Origin of the sequence: Lentibacter algarum (assembly GCF_040580765.1) — a bacterium.
GTDB classification, from domain to species: domain Bacteria; phylum Pseudomonadota; class Alphaproteobacteria; order Rhodobacterales; family Rhodobacteraceae; genus Lentibacter; species Lentibacter algarum.
The window spans coordinates 2,350,852-2,365,168 of sequence record NZ_CP158687.1; the positions used below are offsets into that span (position 1 = coordinate 2,350,852).

General features: G+C 52.7%; 15 protein-coding genes. 11 read left to right on the forward strand and 4 right to left on the reverse strand.

Annotated features, from left to right (window positions below):
* Window positions 1–5: 5 nt before the first annotated feature.
* Window positions 6–188 (reverse strand): hypothetical protein, encoded by a 183-nt coding sequence (locus DSM117340_RS11630; RefSeq protein WP_089894451.1) that lies wholly within the window; start codon window positions 186–188, stop codon window positions 6–8.
* A 112-nt stretch (window positions 189–300) separates the two neighbouring features.
* Between DSM117340_RS11630 and DSM117340_RS11635 the strand changes: the two genes are divergently transcribed.
* Together DSM117340_RS11635 and rpsU are read left to right on the forward strand one after the other, a co-directional pair.
* Window positions 301–1,347, forward strand: a complete 1,047-nt coding sequence (locus DSM117340_RS11635; protein WP_349379361.1) for a LacI family DNA-binding transcriptional regulator — start codon at window positions 301–303, stop codon at window positions 1,345–1,347.
* 239 nt (window positions 1,348–1,586) lie between these two features.
* Window positions 1,587–1,793, forward strand: coding sequence for a 30S ribosomal protein S21 (gene rpsU / locus DSM117340_RS11640; RefSeq protein WP_089894445.1), 207 nt, complete (start codon window positions 1,587–1,589; stop codon window positions 1,791–1,793).
* Window positions 1,794–2,299: 506 nt separating this feature from the next.
* On the opposite strand, the gene DSM117340_RS11645 is transcribed toward rpsU, so the two are convergent.
* Window positions 2,300–3,651, reverse strand: a protein-coding gene (locus DSM117340_RS11645) for an IS3 family transposase (protein ID WP_089894336.1) whose coding sequence is annotated in 2 segments (ribosomal slippage) — window positions 2,300–3,315 and window positions 3,315–3,651 — 1,353 coding nt in all. Because the reading frame shifts where the segments join, the coding sequence is not laid out codon by codon here.
* 245 nt (window positions 3,652–3,896) lie between these two features.
* Here DSM117340_RS11645 and DSM117340_RS11650 point away from each other — a divergent pair.
* Window positions 3,897–5,213, forward strand: a complete 1,317-nt coding sequence (locus tag DSM117340_RS11650) for an FAD/NAD(P)-binding oxidoreductase (protein ID WP_349379426.1) — start codon at window positions 3,897–3,899, stop codon at window positions 5,211–5,213.
* Between the two features lie 10 nt (window positions 5,214–5,223).
* Entirely contained in the window at window positions 5,224–5,580 is a 357-nt protein-coding gene (locus tag DSM117340_RS11655; protein WP_271437273.1) for a DUF5368 domain-containing protein, read from the forward strand.
* 16 nt (window positions 5,581–5,596) lie between these two features.
* Here the strand turns inward: DSM117340_RS11655 and comE are convergent, their stop codons facing one another.
* Window positions 5,597–6,154: a sulfopyruvate decarboxylase subunit beta gene (gene comE, locus DSM117340_RS11660; RefSeq protein ID WP_273498932.1), complete on the reverse strand. Its 558-nt coding sequence runs from the start codon at window positions 6,152–6,154 to the stop codon at window positions 5,597–5,599.
* Complete coding sequence (gene comD, locus DSM117340_RS11665) at window positions 6,151–6,657, reverse strand: sulfopyruvate decarboxylase subunit alpha (RefSeq protein ID WP_089891706.1); 507 nt, start codon at window positions 6,655–6,657, stop codon at window positions 6,151–6,153. Before comD ends, comE begins: the two co-directional genes overlap by 4 nt.
* Window positions 6,658–7,020: 363 nt before the next feature.
* Here comD and DSM117340_RS11670 point away from each other — a divergent pair, with 363 nt between their 5' ends.
* The 7 genes from DSM117340_RS11670 (at window position 7,021) to yihA (ending at window position 14,259) form a co-directional block, all read left to right on the forward strand.
* Entirely contained in the window at window positions 7,021–8,169 is a 1,149-nt protein-coding gene (locus DSM117340_RS11670) for an aromatic ring-hydroxylating dioxygenase subunit alpha (RefSeq protein ID WP_354689655.1), read from the forward strand.
* Complete coding sequence (locus DSM117340_RS11675) at window positions 8,166–8,375, forward strand: hypothetical protein (RefSeq protein WP_089891711.1); 210 nt, start codon at window positions 8,166–8,168, stop codon at window positions 8,373–8,375. The genes DSM117340_RS11670 and DSM117340_RS11675 overlap by 4 nt, the downstream gene beginning before the upstream one ends.
* 36 nt (window positions 8,376–8,411) lie before the next feature.
* Complete coding sequence (gene ttcA / locus DSM117340_RS11680) at window positions 8,412–9,281, forward strand: tRNA 2-thiocytidine(32) synthetase TtcA (RefSeq protein ID WP_089891715.1); 870 nt, start codon at window positions 8,412–8,414, stop codon at window positions 9,279–9,281.
* 128 nt (window positions 9,282–9,409) lie between these two features.
* Window positions 9,410–10,888 (forward strand): GGDEF domain-containing phosphodiesterase, encoded by a 1,479-nt coding sequence (locus DSM117340_RS11685; RefSeq protein WP_354689656.1) that lies wholly within the window; start codon window positions 9,410–9,412, stop codon window positions 10,886–10,888.
* 187 nt (window positions 10,889–11,075) lie between these two features.
* Complete coding sequence (gene yidC / locus DSM117340_RS11690) at window positions 11,076–12,863, forward strand: membrane protein insertase YidC (RefSeq protein WP_349379422.1); 1,788 nt, start codon at window positions 11,076–11,078, stop codon at window positions 12,861–12,863.
* Window positions 12,860–13,606 carry an MOSC N-terminal beta barrel domain-containing protein gene (locus tag DSM117340_RS11695; protein ID WP_349379421.1) on the forward strand — a complete coding sequence of 249 codons (747 nt, stop codon included), beginning with the start codon at window positions 12,860–12,862 and terminating at the stop codon, window positions 13,604–13,606. The genes yidC and DSM117340_RS11695 overlap by 4 nt, the downstream gene beginning before the upstream one ends.
* A complete protein-coding gene (gene yihA, locus DSM117340_RS11700) occupies window positions 13,606–14,259 on the forward strand; it encodes a ribosome biogenesis GTP-binding protein YihA/YsxC (protein WP_089891726.1) in 654 nt (217 codons plus the stop codon). The genes DSM117340_RS11695 and yihA overlap by 1 nt, the downstream gene beginning before the upstream one ends.
* Window positions 14,260–14,317: the final 58 nt, after the last annotated feature.

The window sequence follows — 14,317 nt, forward strand, 5'->3', positions numbered from 1 at the left end:
ATATTTCAGCCGTCGTCTTTGCGTCGAACAGCTTCTTTTTTTAGAATTGCGACGACAAAAAGCACCGTCGCAAAAAACAGAACCAACATTTCTCCGACATCACCCAGAAACGCGCTGTCCGCGAACGCGCCCAAGGCGACATTCGAAAAGAAAACGAGAAAAACAATGAATGAGCCAGTCAGAAACACCAAGAGCCTCCACTCTAATAGGTTCAGACTCAAATGTAAGCGCTTACAGATGATTCTTGCAAGCGTTTACATTTTAGGTGCTGTGTATTTGTAATTTTGCTTTAATATCAGAATGAAACGATCATTTGAGGTCTACATGCCACCGTCCGCCCCGCCCCAAATTCCAACTGTGCAAGACGTTGCAATCGCAGCGGGCGTATCGACTGCAACGGTGTCACGCTGCCTAAACGAAAAGCAGAAAGTGTCTCTAAAGACCCGCGAGCGCGTGATGGAGGCTGTGGAACGGCTTGGGTACACACCAAACTTTAATGCTCGCGCAATGGCAGCCAAACGATCCCATACAATTGGCGCGATTATTCCGACCATGGAAAATGCCATCTTTGCACGCGGACTTCAGGCCTTTCAGGAAACGTTGCACCAATTGGGCTATAACCTGTTGGTTTCCAGTAGTGCATATCAGCCAAAATTGGAGGCTGAGCAGATCCGCGAGCTGGTTGCGCGTGGGGCTGAAGGCCTTCTCTTGATCGGGTATGAGCGGGATCAGGCCATTTATGACTATTTGGACCGGCGTAGCATTCCAACGGTGCTAGCCTGGGCATCTTCTCCTGACAAAGCCTATCCATTCGTAGGGTTTGACAACAAGGCCGCCATGCGCGGCTTGGCTGATAAGGTGATCGAGATGGGACACCGTCGGATTGGGGTAATCTCTGGTGTGATTGCGGGCAATGACCGAGCGGCAGGCCGACTGGCAGGGATCAAAGAAAGCTGGCAGTCGCACGGGTTTGATATCGAGAACCTTGCGATCATCGAAACCCCTTACGATATCGAAGGTGGTGGAAAAGCATTCGAAAAGCTAATGGCGGCAGATTTGAAGCCAACAGTCATAATGTGCGGAAACGACGTCCTTGCGACAGGCGCGATATCAAAGGCCCGTGAGATGGGCTTGGGTGTTCCGCATGATGTTTCTGTAACTGGGTTTGATGATATCGAACTGGCCCGTTGTGTCTGGCCACCCCTGACAACCGTACATGTTCCGCACCGGCAAATGGGACGTGAAGCAGCAAATTCATTGATCGACTTGATTGAGAAGCGCTCCACAAACATCAGCCGCGAACTCAATGTATCAATCGTAATGCGCGGTTCTCTGGTCGGCCTTTAAGCGAACAGCAGGCATGTTCATGGCGCGCTGTTTGTTCCACGAGATCGGTGTCACGCCACAATGGACTTAGCGCAAAAGCCCTAACCAGTCCTCTCAACCAAGTTTCTGGGTGTCTCGACGCGGGGAAACAGACTTGGAGAAAGTATCGCCACATACGTCCAATCAAAGATTTCATTTGATCTAATTGAAAATTTACGGCAAGGACACTGCAATCATTTTCCAACTATGGCAGAAATCAAATGGAAGTCAGTGTTCGCGACAACAATGTCGATCAAGCTCTACGTGCGCTTAAGAAAAAACTACAGCGCGAGGGCGTGTTTCGTGAGATGAGACTCAAAGAGCATTTCGAAAAGCCATCAGTGCGTAAAGCTCGTGAGAAAAAAGAAGCAATCAGCCGTCAGCGCAAACTTGCTCGCAAAAAAGCTCAGCGCGAAGGTATGCTTTAATAGCACCCGAGCATACACGCGTTTAAAGGAGCTCAACTACATGATTGAGCATTTCTGAAATCACGCAGGTATACCTCTGAGTTGTCTAGCTGTAACTATGCCCTGCGAGTTCTGCTCGCGGGGCATGTTCTTTTGTTGGCAAAGAATGCGTTGAATGCCCTGTCGCACGAGCTGCAGGAGGCATATTTGGTGCGCCACTTCCTCACAACCATCCAAGAACAGCGCTGTCCTGCTTCATCCCACATGAAATCATGTGAGGCAAATGGTCAGCCTGAACCGTTGTTGCAAAAATCCTAAATACCGTTACACACCTATTTCATATTGTAGGCAGCTGTCGCTTTGCACCTAAAACTGTAAACTTTTGAAAGACCTAGCTCCCATGCTTGGAAAAATCTTTAAGCGATTTCGCAAGATAGATGACGATATCATCATCTGTCCGTCGTCATATAAAGTTGGACATCAGATCGGCTTGAGCACAGGAGGCTCTGGTTCGTTCGTGTGATTGATTATGCTGCTTGTTTTTGATGTTGCAAGCGGCGTTGGCGGATTGTTTGGCTTTTGATCTTCTCCCTTTCCCTCAAAATGGCTTTATCGCGCCCGAAGTAGACGTCAGCGGGTGTGACGTTGTTCAGGCTCTCGTGGTAGCGCTGGTTGTTGTAATACTCGACAAAAGCCCCGATCTGACGCTCGAGATCGCCGGGCAGGTAATAGTTTTCCAGCAGAACACGGTTCTTCATGGTCTGGTGCCAGCGCTCGATCTTACCTTGCGTTTGCGGGTGGAGCGGTGCTCCGCGAACGTGATCCATTCTTTGCCCTTCCAGCCACTCAGCCAGATCGCCAGAGATGTAGCAGGAGCCGTTATCGCTGAGCAGGCGCGGCTTGTGCCGAACAGTGGCTTGATCACAACCGGATGCAGCCAATGCCAGCTCGATCGTGTCTGTTACGTCCTCAGCACGCATATTTGTGCAGAGTTTCCATGCAATGATGTAGCGGCTGTAATCGTCCAGGATTGTGCTCAGATAATACCAGCCCCAGCCGATGATCTTAAAGTAGGTAAAATCAGTCTGCCACATCTCGTTGATAGCTGTGGTTTTGTCTGTGAACTCGTCAGCAGCCTTGATCACCACATAATCAGGCGCAGTGATCAGGTCAGCTGCTTTTAGAATGCGGTAAGCTGATGATTCAGAGACAAAATACCGCTTCTCATCCGTGTATTTGACGGCAAGCTCGCGTGTCGACAACGCCTCGTGCTCCAATGCAAACTCGATCAAATCATCGCGCCTGACGTCTGGGATACGGTTCCAGACAGACTTGGGACGCGGCGAATGATCCGCCAACGCGTCCAGACCACCATCGAGATAAAGATCGTACCATCGATAAAATGTGCTGCGCGGAATGCACAGCATATCAAGCGTCTGTTTGACTGGCAGGTGTGAGCCTTCGACGGTGCGGATGATCTCAAGCTTCTCGGATGCTGGATACCTCATTCCTCGTATCCCCCATTTCCTGTCATGCTTTTTTTGAGCAGCCGGTTTTCAAGAGTCAGATCCGCCACGCACTCTTTCAATGCCAGCGACTCTGAACGCAGCTCCTTCACTTCTGGCGACGTCGCCTGACGCGCAGTGTCCCCAGACAGACGTCGCTTGCCTGCCTCAAGGAATTCCTTAGACCAGCTATAATACAGGCTCTCAGCGATCCCCTCACGACGGCACAACACAGAAATACTTTCCTCGCCACGCAGACCTGCCAAAACAATGCGGATCTTCTCCTCCGCTGAATAGGTTTGCCGTGTCTTGCGGCGGATGTTCTTAACCACCTTGTCGGCGGCATCTTTCGATGTGGTAGGCTTCTTTGTCATCTCGATCTCCTAATCGATAAGATGAACCAGAAATCCTCCGTTGTTCAAATGCTCAGATCTGTCCAGCAGGGGCTGACGTCAGACAAGATTATTTGCCGGACAAAGCGGCACTCATTCTAAACTGAAGCTGGTTGGCATCGAGAAAGCGGATCAAAGCGCACTCTCCGCAACCATATTCTTGACCTATATCAACGCATCCCACGTGAACACATTCCATTGTCTCGATGTAAAGTGGAGGGATACTTATGACGGATACGTTTGGCACGCCATCACGGCGGGGCTTTTTGGGCTTGGCTTTGGGCGCTGGCGCATTTGGGTTGGCGGGCGCAGGCAAAGCAGCCCCACGACAGGTAAAGACCAATGCAAACATACTCATTCTTGGCGCTGGTGCAGCAGGAGCAGCACTTGCAAACCGTTTGATCGAGCGGCTTGACGGGGCCACGATCACGCTTGTCGATGGGCGCCGCGAACATTGGTATCAGCCGGGGTTCTCGTTGATTGCAGCAGGGCTCAAACCGGCCAGCTACTCTGTGACCCAAACAACAGACTGGCTGCCTTCGGATGTAACATTGAAACAGGATTGGGCCGCCAATATTGACCCCGAAGCTCGTAAAGTCGCGCTCGCTGGGGGAGAAGTGCTCAGCTATGATTATCTGATCGTTGCAACAGGACTTTCTCTTGATCACGACGCAATCGAAGGGTTTAGTTTGGATATGGTGGGCCAAGACGGCATTGGCGCACTCTATGCTGGGCCTGATTATGCCGCAAAAACTTGGCAGGCAGCCTCTAAATTCACGGAAGACGGCGGCGTTGGACTTTTTACGCGCCCAGCCACCGAGATGAAGTGTGCGGGCGCTCCCCTCAAGCACACCTTCCTGATTGACGATCTGGCCCGAAAGGCTGGCTCGCGTGGCAAGATGGACGTCCACTACATGGCCAACAACAACAGCTTGTTTGGCGTACCTATTGTCTCCGAGAAGGTGCGGATGCTGTTTGGCGACAGAGGGATCACCCCTGACTATTCTCATGTTTTAACAGGTATTGATGCGGGCTCAAAGCGCGCACGGTTTGATACGCCCGAAGGCTCTGTGGAGCGTGACTATGATTACATCCACATCATCCCCCCCCAGCGCGCACCTGACGTGGTGCGCCAGTCGGGTCTGAGCTGGGCAGATAAGTGGGTTGGCGAAGGCTGGATGGAAGTGGACAAGGCCAGTTTGCGCCACCTGCGCTACCCAGAGGTTTTCGCGCTTGGCGATGTGGCGGGCGTGCCCAAGGGCAAGACGGCTGCCAGCGTGAAGTGGCAAGTGCCTGTGGTCGAGGAACACCTTGTCGCGCAGATTGCGGGCGACACGACAGATGCGGCCTACAACGGCTATACCTCCTGCCCCCTGATCACCCAAGTGGGCCGCGCGATGCTGGTTGAGTTTGATTACAACAACAACTTAACGCCCAGCTTTCCCGGCATTATCGCCCCGCTTGAAGAACTGTGGATCAGCTGGCTGATGAAAGAAGTTGCCTTGAAAGCCACATATAACGCCATGCTGCGCGGCAAGGCTTGAGGAGAACGCTATGCAAGATCTTACATTTACTACGCTGATTGCCGTCTTTGAGGAAATCTTCGGACGCGGGCTTTTCTGGGCCATGGTTGTCGCGGCATTGATCGTGACGGCGCTCTATCTCTTTGTGCTGATCCGTGACCGCGCTGTAAGCTGGAAAAAATTTCTCTGGGCACAGCTTTCGATGCCTTTCGGAGCGATTGCCGCTGTGCTGTTTGTTCAGGGCATGACACGATCGGGATTTGCCGACATTGGCGGACCGATTGATGTCATCGTTCTGCTTGCGGTGGCTGCAGGCGGGGCCGTAGGCATGGCGATTTTAGTTTACACGATCGAGTCTCTCTTTTGGCGGCAAGGCGGCGAGGGATAAGCCCCGCCGCCCCTATTCACTCTGCCGCGACGGCTTTCATAAAGCGGTCGCGGATTATGACTGGGTCCATTGTAATCACGGGCATCTTGGCGTTGCCGCTGTCGCATTTCACGACCATCACCGTCATTTCGCCACTGTCCAGTGCCTCTTGCAGCACGCGGCCTGTGTCTACATCGCGGCACTCGATCACGCGCTCGCAACCGCAGGCCTCGGCCACTTTGGCAAGCGAGGTTTTCTTTCCTGTATAGGTCGGTTGATCGCCGGTAGAGCCATAAGAACCATTGTCGATGATCATCAGGATGTAGTTGTTGGCAATATTGTTGGCGATGGTCGGCAAAGTTCCCATGTTGGTGAGAATAGACCCATCACCGTCGATCACGATTACAGGCTTAGGTTGTGCAAGAGCGAGGCCAAGACCGATGCTTGAGGCCAAACCCATAGTGCCAAGCATGTAGAAGTTGGTCGGTTGGTCATCGATTGCATGTAACTCTTGGCTTGGGATACCGATGTTACAGACAACCAGCTGGTCACGCAGGATCGGGGCAATTTCTTTCAGAATTTCAGAACGGATCATTGGTCGCCATAGCCTCCCCAGAAGTTGGCATCGGTCAGGATGGCCACGGGTTTGTTGCACATGAAGGTGTATTTCAGGATCATGTCGAGTTCTTCGACATCTGACTGTTTGTGGAAGTGATAGGTAGGTATATTCATCTGCGCCAAAAGCGCCTTAGTGTGCACCGCCATTTCAACTTGGCAGGCCACAGGCTCGCGCAATTCACCGCGATAGCTGATCAGCATCGGAAGTGGCATCCGGTAATACTGGATGAGGGTTGCCAGTGTGTTGATCGTCACACCGATCGCTGTATTTTGCATGATAATTGCCGGGCGCTTACCGCCCATCCAGGCACCCGCACAGAGCCCCATGCCCTCGTCTTCTTTGTTGGACGGAATATGAAAAATTTGGTCATGATTTTCTATCTCATCAATCACCCCTGCCAACTGCTTGCACGGCACAGTTGTCACAAACGAAATGTCATTGGCTACCAGATCATCAGTGATCTTTTTGTCGATATTCATTGAAGCCCTCCCGAACACGATGAGCACAGTATGAGGGAGCTTGGCCAGCTTTCTCAAGAGCGCTTTGGGACCCTCTCGTTTGTTTTTAGTTTGCCTGAAGCGACCCTTATTGCTTTTCGAAAGTACGCCTGACCGCACCAAGCGAAAGACCCAAGCGCTCCACATAGCTGACGCTGCAAAAACGATCATCCTAAACCGGCCACATCTAGTCATCTGAGTCTGCTGCCGAGCACTTGCCGATACCGCATCAGAGCCGATGAAAAAGCGCCAGATGGGTCGCCGTGAGAAAAACAGTGTCGCGGTGAGGAAAGTTTTTGCGGCGAAGCCCGCATAGGAGAGGGGAAACATGGAGGAAGACTTGCGATGACAACAGATGTTTCTGGCGTAATGCGCCCTGTGGCCACGGCCAATGGCTTGCCTAATGATCACTATGTAGACGAGCGCATCTTTCTGGAAGAGCGCGATGCCGTTCTCTACAACAACTGGTCAGGTATTGCGGTCGCGGCTGATGTTCCTGAAAATGGCGATGCGAAGCCGATCGAGTTTCTGGACATGCCGCTGCTTCTCATCAGAGACAAAGACGGAGATGTACGGGTCTTTCAAAACACCTGCCGTCATCGCGGTATGATCCTTGTCTCCGAGCCCAAGAAGATCGAAGGCGCAATCCGATGCCCTTACCATTCTTGGTGCTATTCAACGAAAGGCGATCTTGTGGCAACGCCGCATGTGGGCGGGCCAGGGATGAACACCCACAAGGATATGCCGCGCAGCGAACTTGGACTGTATGAGGTGCCGAGTTACATTTGGCTCGGTGTTGTTTATGTCAACGCTTCAGGCAATGCCGCTCCATTTGAGGAAATTCATGCTGAGCTTCTGGAGCGCTGGAAAGAATTTGACGTGCCGCTCTATCATGGCGGTGAAGACAGCAAGTTTGAGCTGGATGTAAACACCAACTGGAAGCTCGCTGTTGAAAACTATTGTGAGAGCTATCACCTGCCATGGGTTCATCCTGGGCTGAACAGCTATTCTCGCCTCGAAGATCACTACAACATCGAAGAATACGGCCGCTACTCAGGCCAAGGCACTTTGGTGTACCGTCAGTTGACGGGACAAGAAGGCGAAACTTTTCCTGACTTCCCAAACCTCTCAGACAAATGGGACACTGGCGGCGAGTACATTACGGTCTATCCCAATGTTTTGCTTGGCGTGCAACGCGACCATGCCTTTGCGATTATCCTCGAGCCCAAAGCGGTCGATAAAACTGTCGAGCATGTGCACTTGTTTTATGCGGAGCCTAAAGTGGACGAAGCCCTGCGTGCAAAGAACGCAACGCAGTGGAAAACAGTCTTCATTGAGGACATTTTCGTTGTCGAAGGCATGCAGAAGGGCCGTTACGGTCGCGGATTTGACGGCGGACGCTTCTCTCCAGCGATGGACGGACCGACGCATTGCTTCCACGATTGGGTCGCCAATCAGGTCACATCGCATCGTCAACAACTGGCGGCGGAATGAGTGAGCTTCAGACGCGACTTCTGTCTGCGCATGAAAAGGATGACCGTAAAGGCCTGATCGCACTTTACACAGAGGCGGCGGATCAGTCCAATGACATGATAGAGCGGTCCTTCTTTCTCACACATGCATTTGTGTTTGCACTGGAGGCGGGCGATATGCGCGCGCCTCTTTTGCATGACCGTTTGCGCGAGATGGGGCGGATTTAGTTGCCCTGCCTTTGAGGACAAGCTAATGGCAACGCCATGTTAGACAAAGCCGAAGATATTCACCCGCTCTTTAACGGCGCTCCTAAAAGCACCGAGTTTAAAAAGCTGCGAAAACGCATCGTGAGCCAGACTCGCGAGGCAATTGAGCAGTATGGTATGATCGAACCAGGCGGCAAATGGCTTGTCTGCCTGTCTGGCGGGAAGGACAGCTATACGCTGCTCGCAGTATTGCATGAGCTAAAGTGGCGTGGCCTGCTGCCTGTTGAGCTTCTGGCCTGCAATCTTGATCAAGGGCAACCGGGATTCCCCGCAACCGTTTTGCCAAAGTTTCTGCAAGAACGTGAGGTCGCCCATCGTATCGAGTATCAGGACACATATTCGATCGTAATGGATAAAGTTCCTCAAGGACGGACCTTTTGTGCCCTGTGCTCGCGCTTGCGCCGCGGCAATCTTTACCGCATTGCGCGCGAAGAGGGCTGCACTGCTGTTGTGCTTGGGCATCATCGTGACGATATTCTGGAAACGTTTTTCATGAACCTCTTTCACGGCGGGCGACTTGCAACAATGCCGCCGAAACTCGTGAACGAAGAGGGCGATTTGTTTGTTTATCGTCCGCTCGCGCACGTGGCAGAAGTAGATTGCGAAAAGTTCGCGCGTGATTTGAATTATCCGATCATTCCCTGCGACCTCTGCGGAAGTCAGGACGGCCTGCAGCGCCAGCAAGTGAAACAGATCCTTGATGGTTGGGAGAAGAATAGCCCTGGCCGACGCCAAGTGATGTTTCGAGCACTGATGAACACGCGCCCTAGCCATCTACTGGATCCAGAATTGTTTGATTTCAAAGCTCTTTCACGATCAGAGCCTGATAGCGCTTTAGAAAACGAGCTGCCGCCCCTCTTCCGTTAAGGGCCTGTTGATATAATAGCGCTAGCTTTCCCCAAACGAGTTTGAGGATTGTAACGATGGCGCTGCACCGTAGGGATGCAATAAGAACAAGTTCGAAGCGGCTGAGCAGCTGGCTCTTAGGGGCTCACATGCTTGCCTTTGTCCCCGCGATTGCGCTCAGCGCTTTTTGGATTGCTGGCGAGCATGCACTTGTCATGGTCGCACTTGGACTGCCGATCTTGTATCTCTTGACAGGCACTCTGAATGAAGCACACGCGGCCAAGACGCGAGAAGTCGACGCGACAACGGGCCTTCCGATGATCGACCAACTCGAAAATGATGCGGAAGAAATGATCATTTCATGCAGCGAAGCGGGACGAAAATCTGCCCTGTTTTTTATTCAACTCGAAGAGTTTGAAGCGCTTGTTCAACGCTATGGTCAAGAGGCCACAGGCGCACTTTTGGAGAGGTTGGGGGAAAGGTTCCGCGCTCTGCTTCGGGAACATGACACCGTTTATTGGCTTGGTGGGGCGCGGTTTGCCATCTTGATCGCGCCTGTGCCACAATTTGAGCTGGAAAGTGCAGTTCAACTTTCCTCGCGGCTACAGTCAGCAGCAGAAGAACCCGTTTCAGTGAATATGCAGGCTCTTTTTGTGAGCGCTGCCGTCGGTTTTTGTTTGAGTACGCGCAGCCCCGAGGGCACGGCATCGGCTTGGATGAGGGCCAGCGAAACCGCGTTGAACGAAGCGACACGGAACAACCCCTCTTCCATTCGCGCTTACAGCGCTGAAATGGGCGAAACCAGCATGAAGCGAGAGGCTTTGATGCGTGAGGCTTTCTTTGCTCTCGACAATGGTGAAATTTCACCTTGGTTTCAGCCGCAAATTTCCACAGATACAGGCCGTGTGACGGGGTTTGAAGCGCTTGCCCGCTGGCATCACCCGAAGCGAGGGACAGTGGCACCCGCAGATTTCCTCCCAGCTCTGCAAGACACTGGTCAAATGGAACGCTTGGGGGAAGTCGTACTGTATGGCGCTTTGACTGCCCTAAAAACTTGGGACCGCGCAGGTTTTTATGTGCCATGCGTTGCCGTAAATTTTACGGCCGAGGAGCTGCGCAATCCGAAGCTGGCGGAAAAAATCCGATGGGACCTGGACAGGTTTGTTTTATCACCCGACCGACTGACAATTGAAGTTCTTGAAACCATCGTAGCAGGCTCACCTGAGGATGCTGCGGCTCGCAATCTTGCGGCACTCGCAAAACTAGGTTGTCGCATTGACTTGGACGATTTTGGCACAGGACATGCTTCTATCACGCCGATACGTCGCTTTACGATCGAGCGGATCAAGATAGACCGCTCTTTCATCAGTCGGGTTGATAAAGATCAGGAACAGCAGCGCATGGTCTCTGCAATCCAGACGATGGCGGAACGCCTTGGGCTTGAAACATTGGCCGAAGGCGTCGAAACATCAGGCGAACATGCGATGCTTGGCCAACTCGGCTGTGCTCATGTGCAAGGCTTTGCAATAGCTCGCCCTATGCCGTTTGATGACACCCTTGCATGGCTCACTCAACACAACACCAAACTAGGTACTCTTCCGCAGATTCGAGGCGGAACGGCCATTTAAAGACCGTGATGATGAAGCCTAATGGCATCAAGGCTCCACGCCCAGTCATTGGCTCAGGCAAGACCTGACAGCACTTCAGGCAAGATTCCCGCTTCCTTTTGCCCCAAAGGACCAATAACCGCTTGACCTTCGGCCCTTCACTCTGTTGAACCTGCCACACTCTCAAAGGCAAAGGGCTCGGGTCTTCATGGACGATCAGAACAAGAATCTCATTCTCGCTGTTGCGCTTAGCATGCTTGTCATTCTGGGATGGAGCGTTTTCTTTCCGCCGCCCGAACCAAGCCCGCAAGACCTTGCAGCAACGGCCCCAGCCAGTGAGGCCGTATCTGGCAACACAGCCAGCGTGCCTTTGGCCGCGTCCGGTGCAGAACCAGTCGTCGCCGCCGAGGTCAAGACTGCAGCAGATGCACCGCGGATCAAAATTGAAAGCAGCCATCTTGAAGGCACAATTTCGCTTTTGGGCGGGCGCTTTGACGAGCTCAAGCTGAAGCAATACCGTCAGACACTTGACGCTGAGAGCGATATTGTTTCTTTGCTAAAGCCAACAAGCGCCGAGAATGCCTACTATGCGCTCTACGGTTGGGCACCCGGTGGCGGCCTCGCGCCCGATCTTGTTCCGGGTCCGAACACGATCTGGACGCTGGAGAGCGGTGACATTCTGACACCAAGCACGCCTGTGGTTCTCGCCTGGGAAAATGGTCAGGGTCTCACCTTCCGCCGTGAGATCAGCCTTGATGAAAACTATATGTTTGCCATTCAACAATCTGCCCAAAACAACAGCACAAATACGATCAGCCTTGCACCTTACGGTACGATTGCGCGCCATGGTGAGCCTGCCGATCTCAAAAACTTCTTTATTTTGCATGAAGGCGCAATCCGTCACGTCGCGGGAGAGCTTACAGAAACAGATTATGGTGATTTTGAATCCGCGCGTGCCCACGAAGAGCTCGAAGTTGGTGAAAAGGGCTGGACTGGCTTTACAGATCACTACTGGATGACCACATTGATCGTTGATCAGGCGGGTGCAAAAATCAGCACTTTCCAAGACACGACACGCAATATCTTCCAGACCACAGCCAAACACAAAACTGAGACGCTCGCCCCAGGCCAGAGTGCTATCGTTTCATCGCGCCTGTTCGCAGGTGCAAAAGAGTGGGAAACGATCCGCAACTACGAAAACGAAAGCGGCGTACCCAAGTTCCTCGACAGTATCGATTGGGGCTGGTTCTTCTTCATCACCAAGCCAATGTTCTGGCTGCTGCACTACTTGCACGCTCTCATCGGCAATATGGGCTGGGCGATCATCGGACTGACCTTCATCATCAAACTTGTTCTTTTCCCACTGGCTTACAAATCCTACGCCTCTATGGCCAAGATGAAAGAGCTTCAGCCGCAAATGGAGAAGATCAAAGAGCAGGCAGGCGACGACCGTCAAAAAGTCCAACAAGAAATGATGGCTCTCTACAAAAAGGAAAAGGTCAATCCCGCCGCAGGCTGTTTGCCAATTCTGATGCAAATCCCGATTTTCTTCTCGCTCTACAAGGTCATTTTTGTAACGCTCGAACTGCGGCACGCGCCTTGGATCGGCTGGTTGACTGACCTGTCCGCTCCCGACCCATCAACAATCTTCAACCTGTACGGCCTGCTCCCTTGGGATGCTCCTGAACAGGGCTCTGTTCTGGCACTGATCTTCATTGGTGTGCTCCCACTTCTTCTCGGGATCACAATGTGGCTTCAGCAAAAGCTGAACCCGGCACCCTCTGATCCTATTCAGCAACAAATCTTTGCTTGGATGCCGTGGGTCTTCATGTTCATGCTCGGAAGCTTTGCCTCGGGTCTTGTGATCTACTGGATCGCCAACAACACGATCACTTTCACACAGCAATATCTGATCATGCGCAGTCACGGCTACAAACCCGACGTGTTTGGAAATATTCTGTCTAGCTTCAAGCGGAAGTCGAAAGACGCAGAATGACCCCAAAAGTTACCCAGCTCTGGCGCCACCCCGTGAAGAGCCACGGACGTGAAGCGCTTGAGCGGGTGACGCTCACAGCAGGGGAAACCCTGCCTTGGGATCGGCTTTGGGCGGTTGCACATGACAGCTCGACTGCAGACGGTTCAGAGTGGCTTCCCTGTCAGAACTTTTCCATCGGCACCAAAGCTCCACGCCTCGCCGCAATCAATGCTGTGGTGAATGAAACAAGCGGTTGCATCCGCTTAACTCACCCCGAGCTGGGCACGCTTGAGTTTGACCCAGACCAAGAAGGCGAAAAGCTAGTCGCTTGGGCAGGAGGGCTCATTCCAAAAGATCGTGCACAGTCTGCTCGGGTTGTTCGCGGCAAGACGCGCGGTTTTACTGATACGGAATTTGCCTCAATTTCACTTATGAATGCGGCATCACATCGCGCGGTTGAACAAAAGCTTGGGCGCAAACTTGAGCCAGAGCGTTGGCGCGGAAACATCTGGCTTGACGGTTTTGAGCCTTGGGACGAATTTGACTGGATGGGAAAGACGCTCAAAATTGGCGCTGCCCGAATTTTGATTAAAGAGCGGGTTGTCCGCTGCAAACATACCATGGCGTCGCCCAAGACTGGCGAACGCGATACCGACACACTCGCTCTTCTACGCGAAAACTGGGGACACCAGGATTTTGGCGTCTACGGCGAGGTGATTGAAACTGGCGACATTCGCCTAGGCGATATAGTAGAGGTGCTCTAATGCAACTTCCTTTCCCATTGGCCGAAGTGCCTGATGACTTTGCCCGCGAAAAAGGGCGCAAACTCTTCGCTGGAGGCGGGGCCGAATTCGTCAAAGGCGTTGTCGCCATGTCTGGCCTTCCCGATGGTGATCGGCTCGAAGTGTGCTTTGCTGGCCGATCCAATGTTGGCAAGTCCTCGCTGATCAATGCTCTGACAAATCGCAAAGGTCTGGCGCGAGCCTCAAACACGCCTGGGCGGACACAAGAGATTAACTTCTTCACCCTTGAAGAAACCCACTATCTCGTCGACCTTCCCGGATACGGCTATGCCAACGCCCCTCTTCCGATTGTTGAGCGCTGGCAACGACTGCTCAAGCAATACCTCTCAGGGCGGCAAAACCTGCGGCGCGCCTTTGTCTTAATCGATGCGCGCCATGGTGCGAAGGCAGTGGACGAAGAAATCATGAGCCTACTCGACAGTTCAGCTGTGACGTTTCAGTGCGTGATGACAAAAGCAGACAAAGTGAAAGAGGCAGACCGCGAGCGCTCAATCGAGGCCACACGAAAAGCACTTGCAAGGCATCCAGCCGCTTTTCCCGAGATCATTATGACCTCAAGTGAAAAAGGCGACGGGATCGAGACGCTACGCGCTGTGATTGCTTCGCTGGAGTAAGACAGCACTCACAGGCAAAAGCACTGGCCCGTTTCCGCGTTCCCAACCATCCGCTTGC

Coding starts and splice junctions, on each gene's coding strand:
- DSM117340_RS11635 (WP_349379361.1), top strand. CDS start 301: ATGAAACGATCATTTGAGGTCTACATGCCACCGTCCGCCCCGCCCCAA.
- rpsU (WP_089894445.1), top strand. CDS start 1,587: ATGGAAGTCAGTGTTCGCGACAACAATGTCGATCAAGCTCTACGTGCG.
- DSM117340_RS11650 (WP_349379426.1), top strand. CDS start 3,897: ATGACGGATACGTTTGGCACGCCATCACGGCGGGGCTTTTTGGGCTTG.
- DSM117340_RS11655 (WP_271437273.1), top strand. CDS start 5,224: ATGCAAGATCTTACATTTACTACGCTGATTGCCGTCTTTGAGGAAATC.
- comE (WP_273498932.1), bottom strand. CDS start 6,154: ATGATCCGTTCTGAAATTCTGAAAGAAATTGCCCCGATCCTGCGTGAC.
- comD (WP_089891706.1), bottom strand. CDS start 6,657: ATGAATATCGACAAAAAGATCACTGATGATCTGGTAGCCAATGACATT.
- DSM117340_RS11670 (WP_354689655.1), top strand. CDS start 7,021: ATGACAACAGATGTTTCTGGCGTAATGCGCCCTGTGGCCACGGCCAAT.
- DSM117340_RS11675 (WP_089891711.1), top strand. CDS start 8,166: ATGAGTGAGCTTCAGACGCGACTTCTGTCTGCGCATGAAAAGGATGAC.
- ttcA (WP_089891715.1), top strand. CDS start 8,412: ATGTTAGACAAAGCCGAAGATATTCACCCGCTCTTTAACGGCGCTCCT.
- DSM117340_RS11685 (WP_354689656.1), top strand. CDS start 9,410: ATGCTTGCCTTTGTCCCCGCGATTGCGCTCAGCGCTTTTTGGATTGCT.
- yidC (WP_349379422.1), top strand. CDS start 11,076: ATGGACGATCAGAACAAGAATCTCATTCTCGCTGTTGCGCTTAGCATG.
- DSM117340_RS11695 (WP_349379421.1), top strand. CDS start 12,860: ATGACCCCAAAAGTTACCCAGCTCTGGCGCCACCCCGTGAAGAGCCAC.
- yihA (WP_089891726.1), top strand. CDS start 13,606: ATGCAACTTCCTTTCCCATTGGCCGAAGTGCCTGATGACTTTGCCCGC.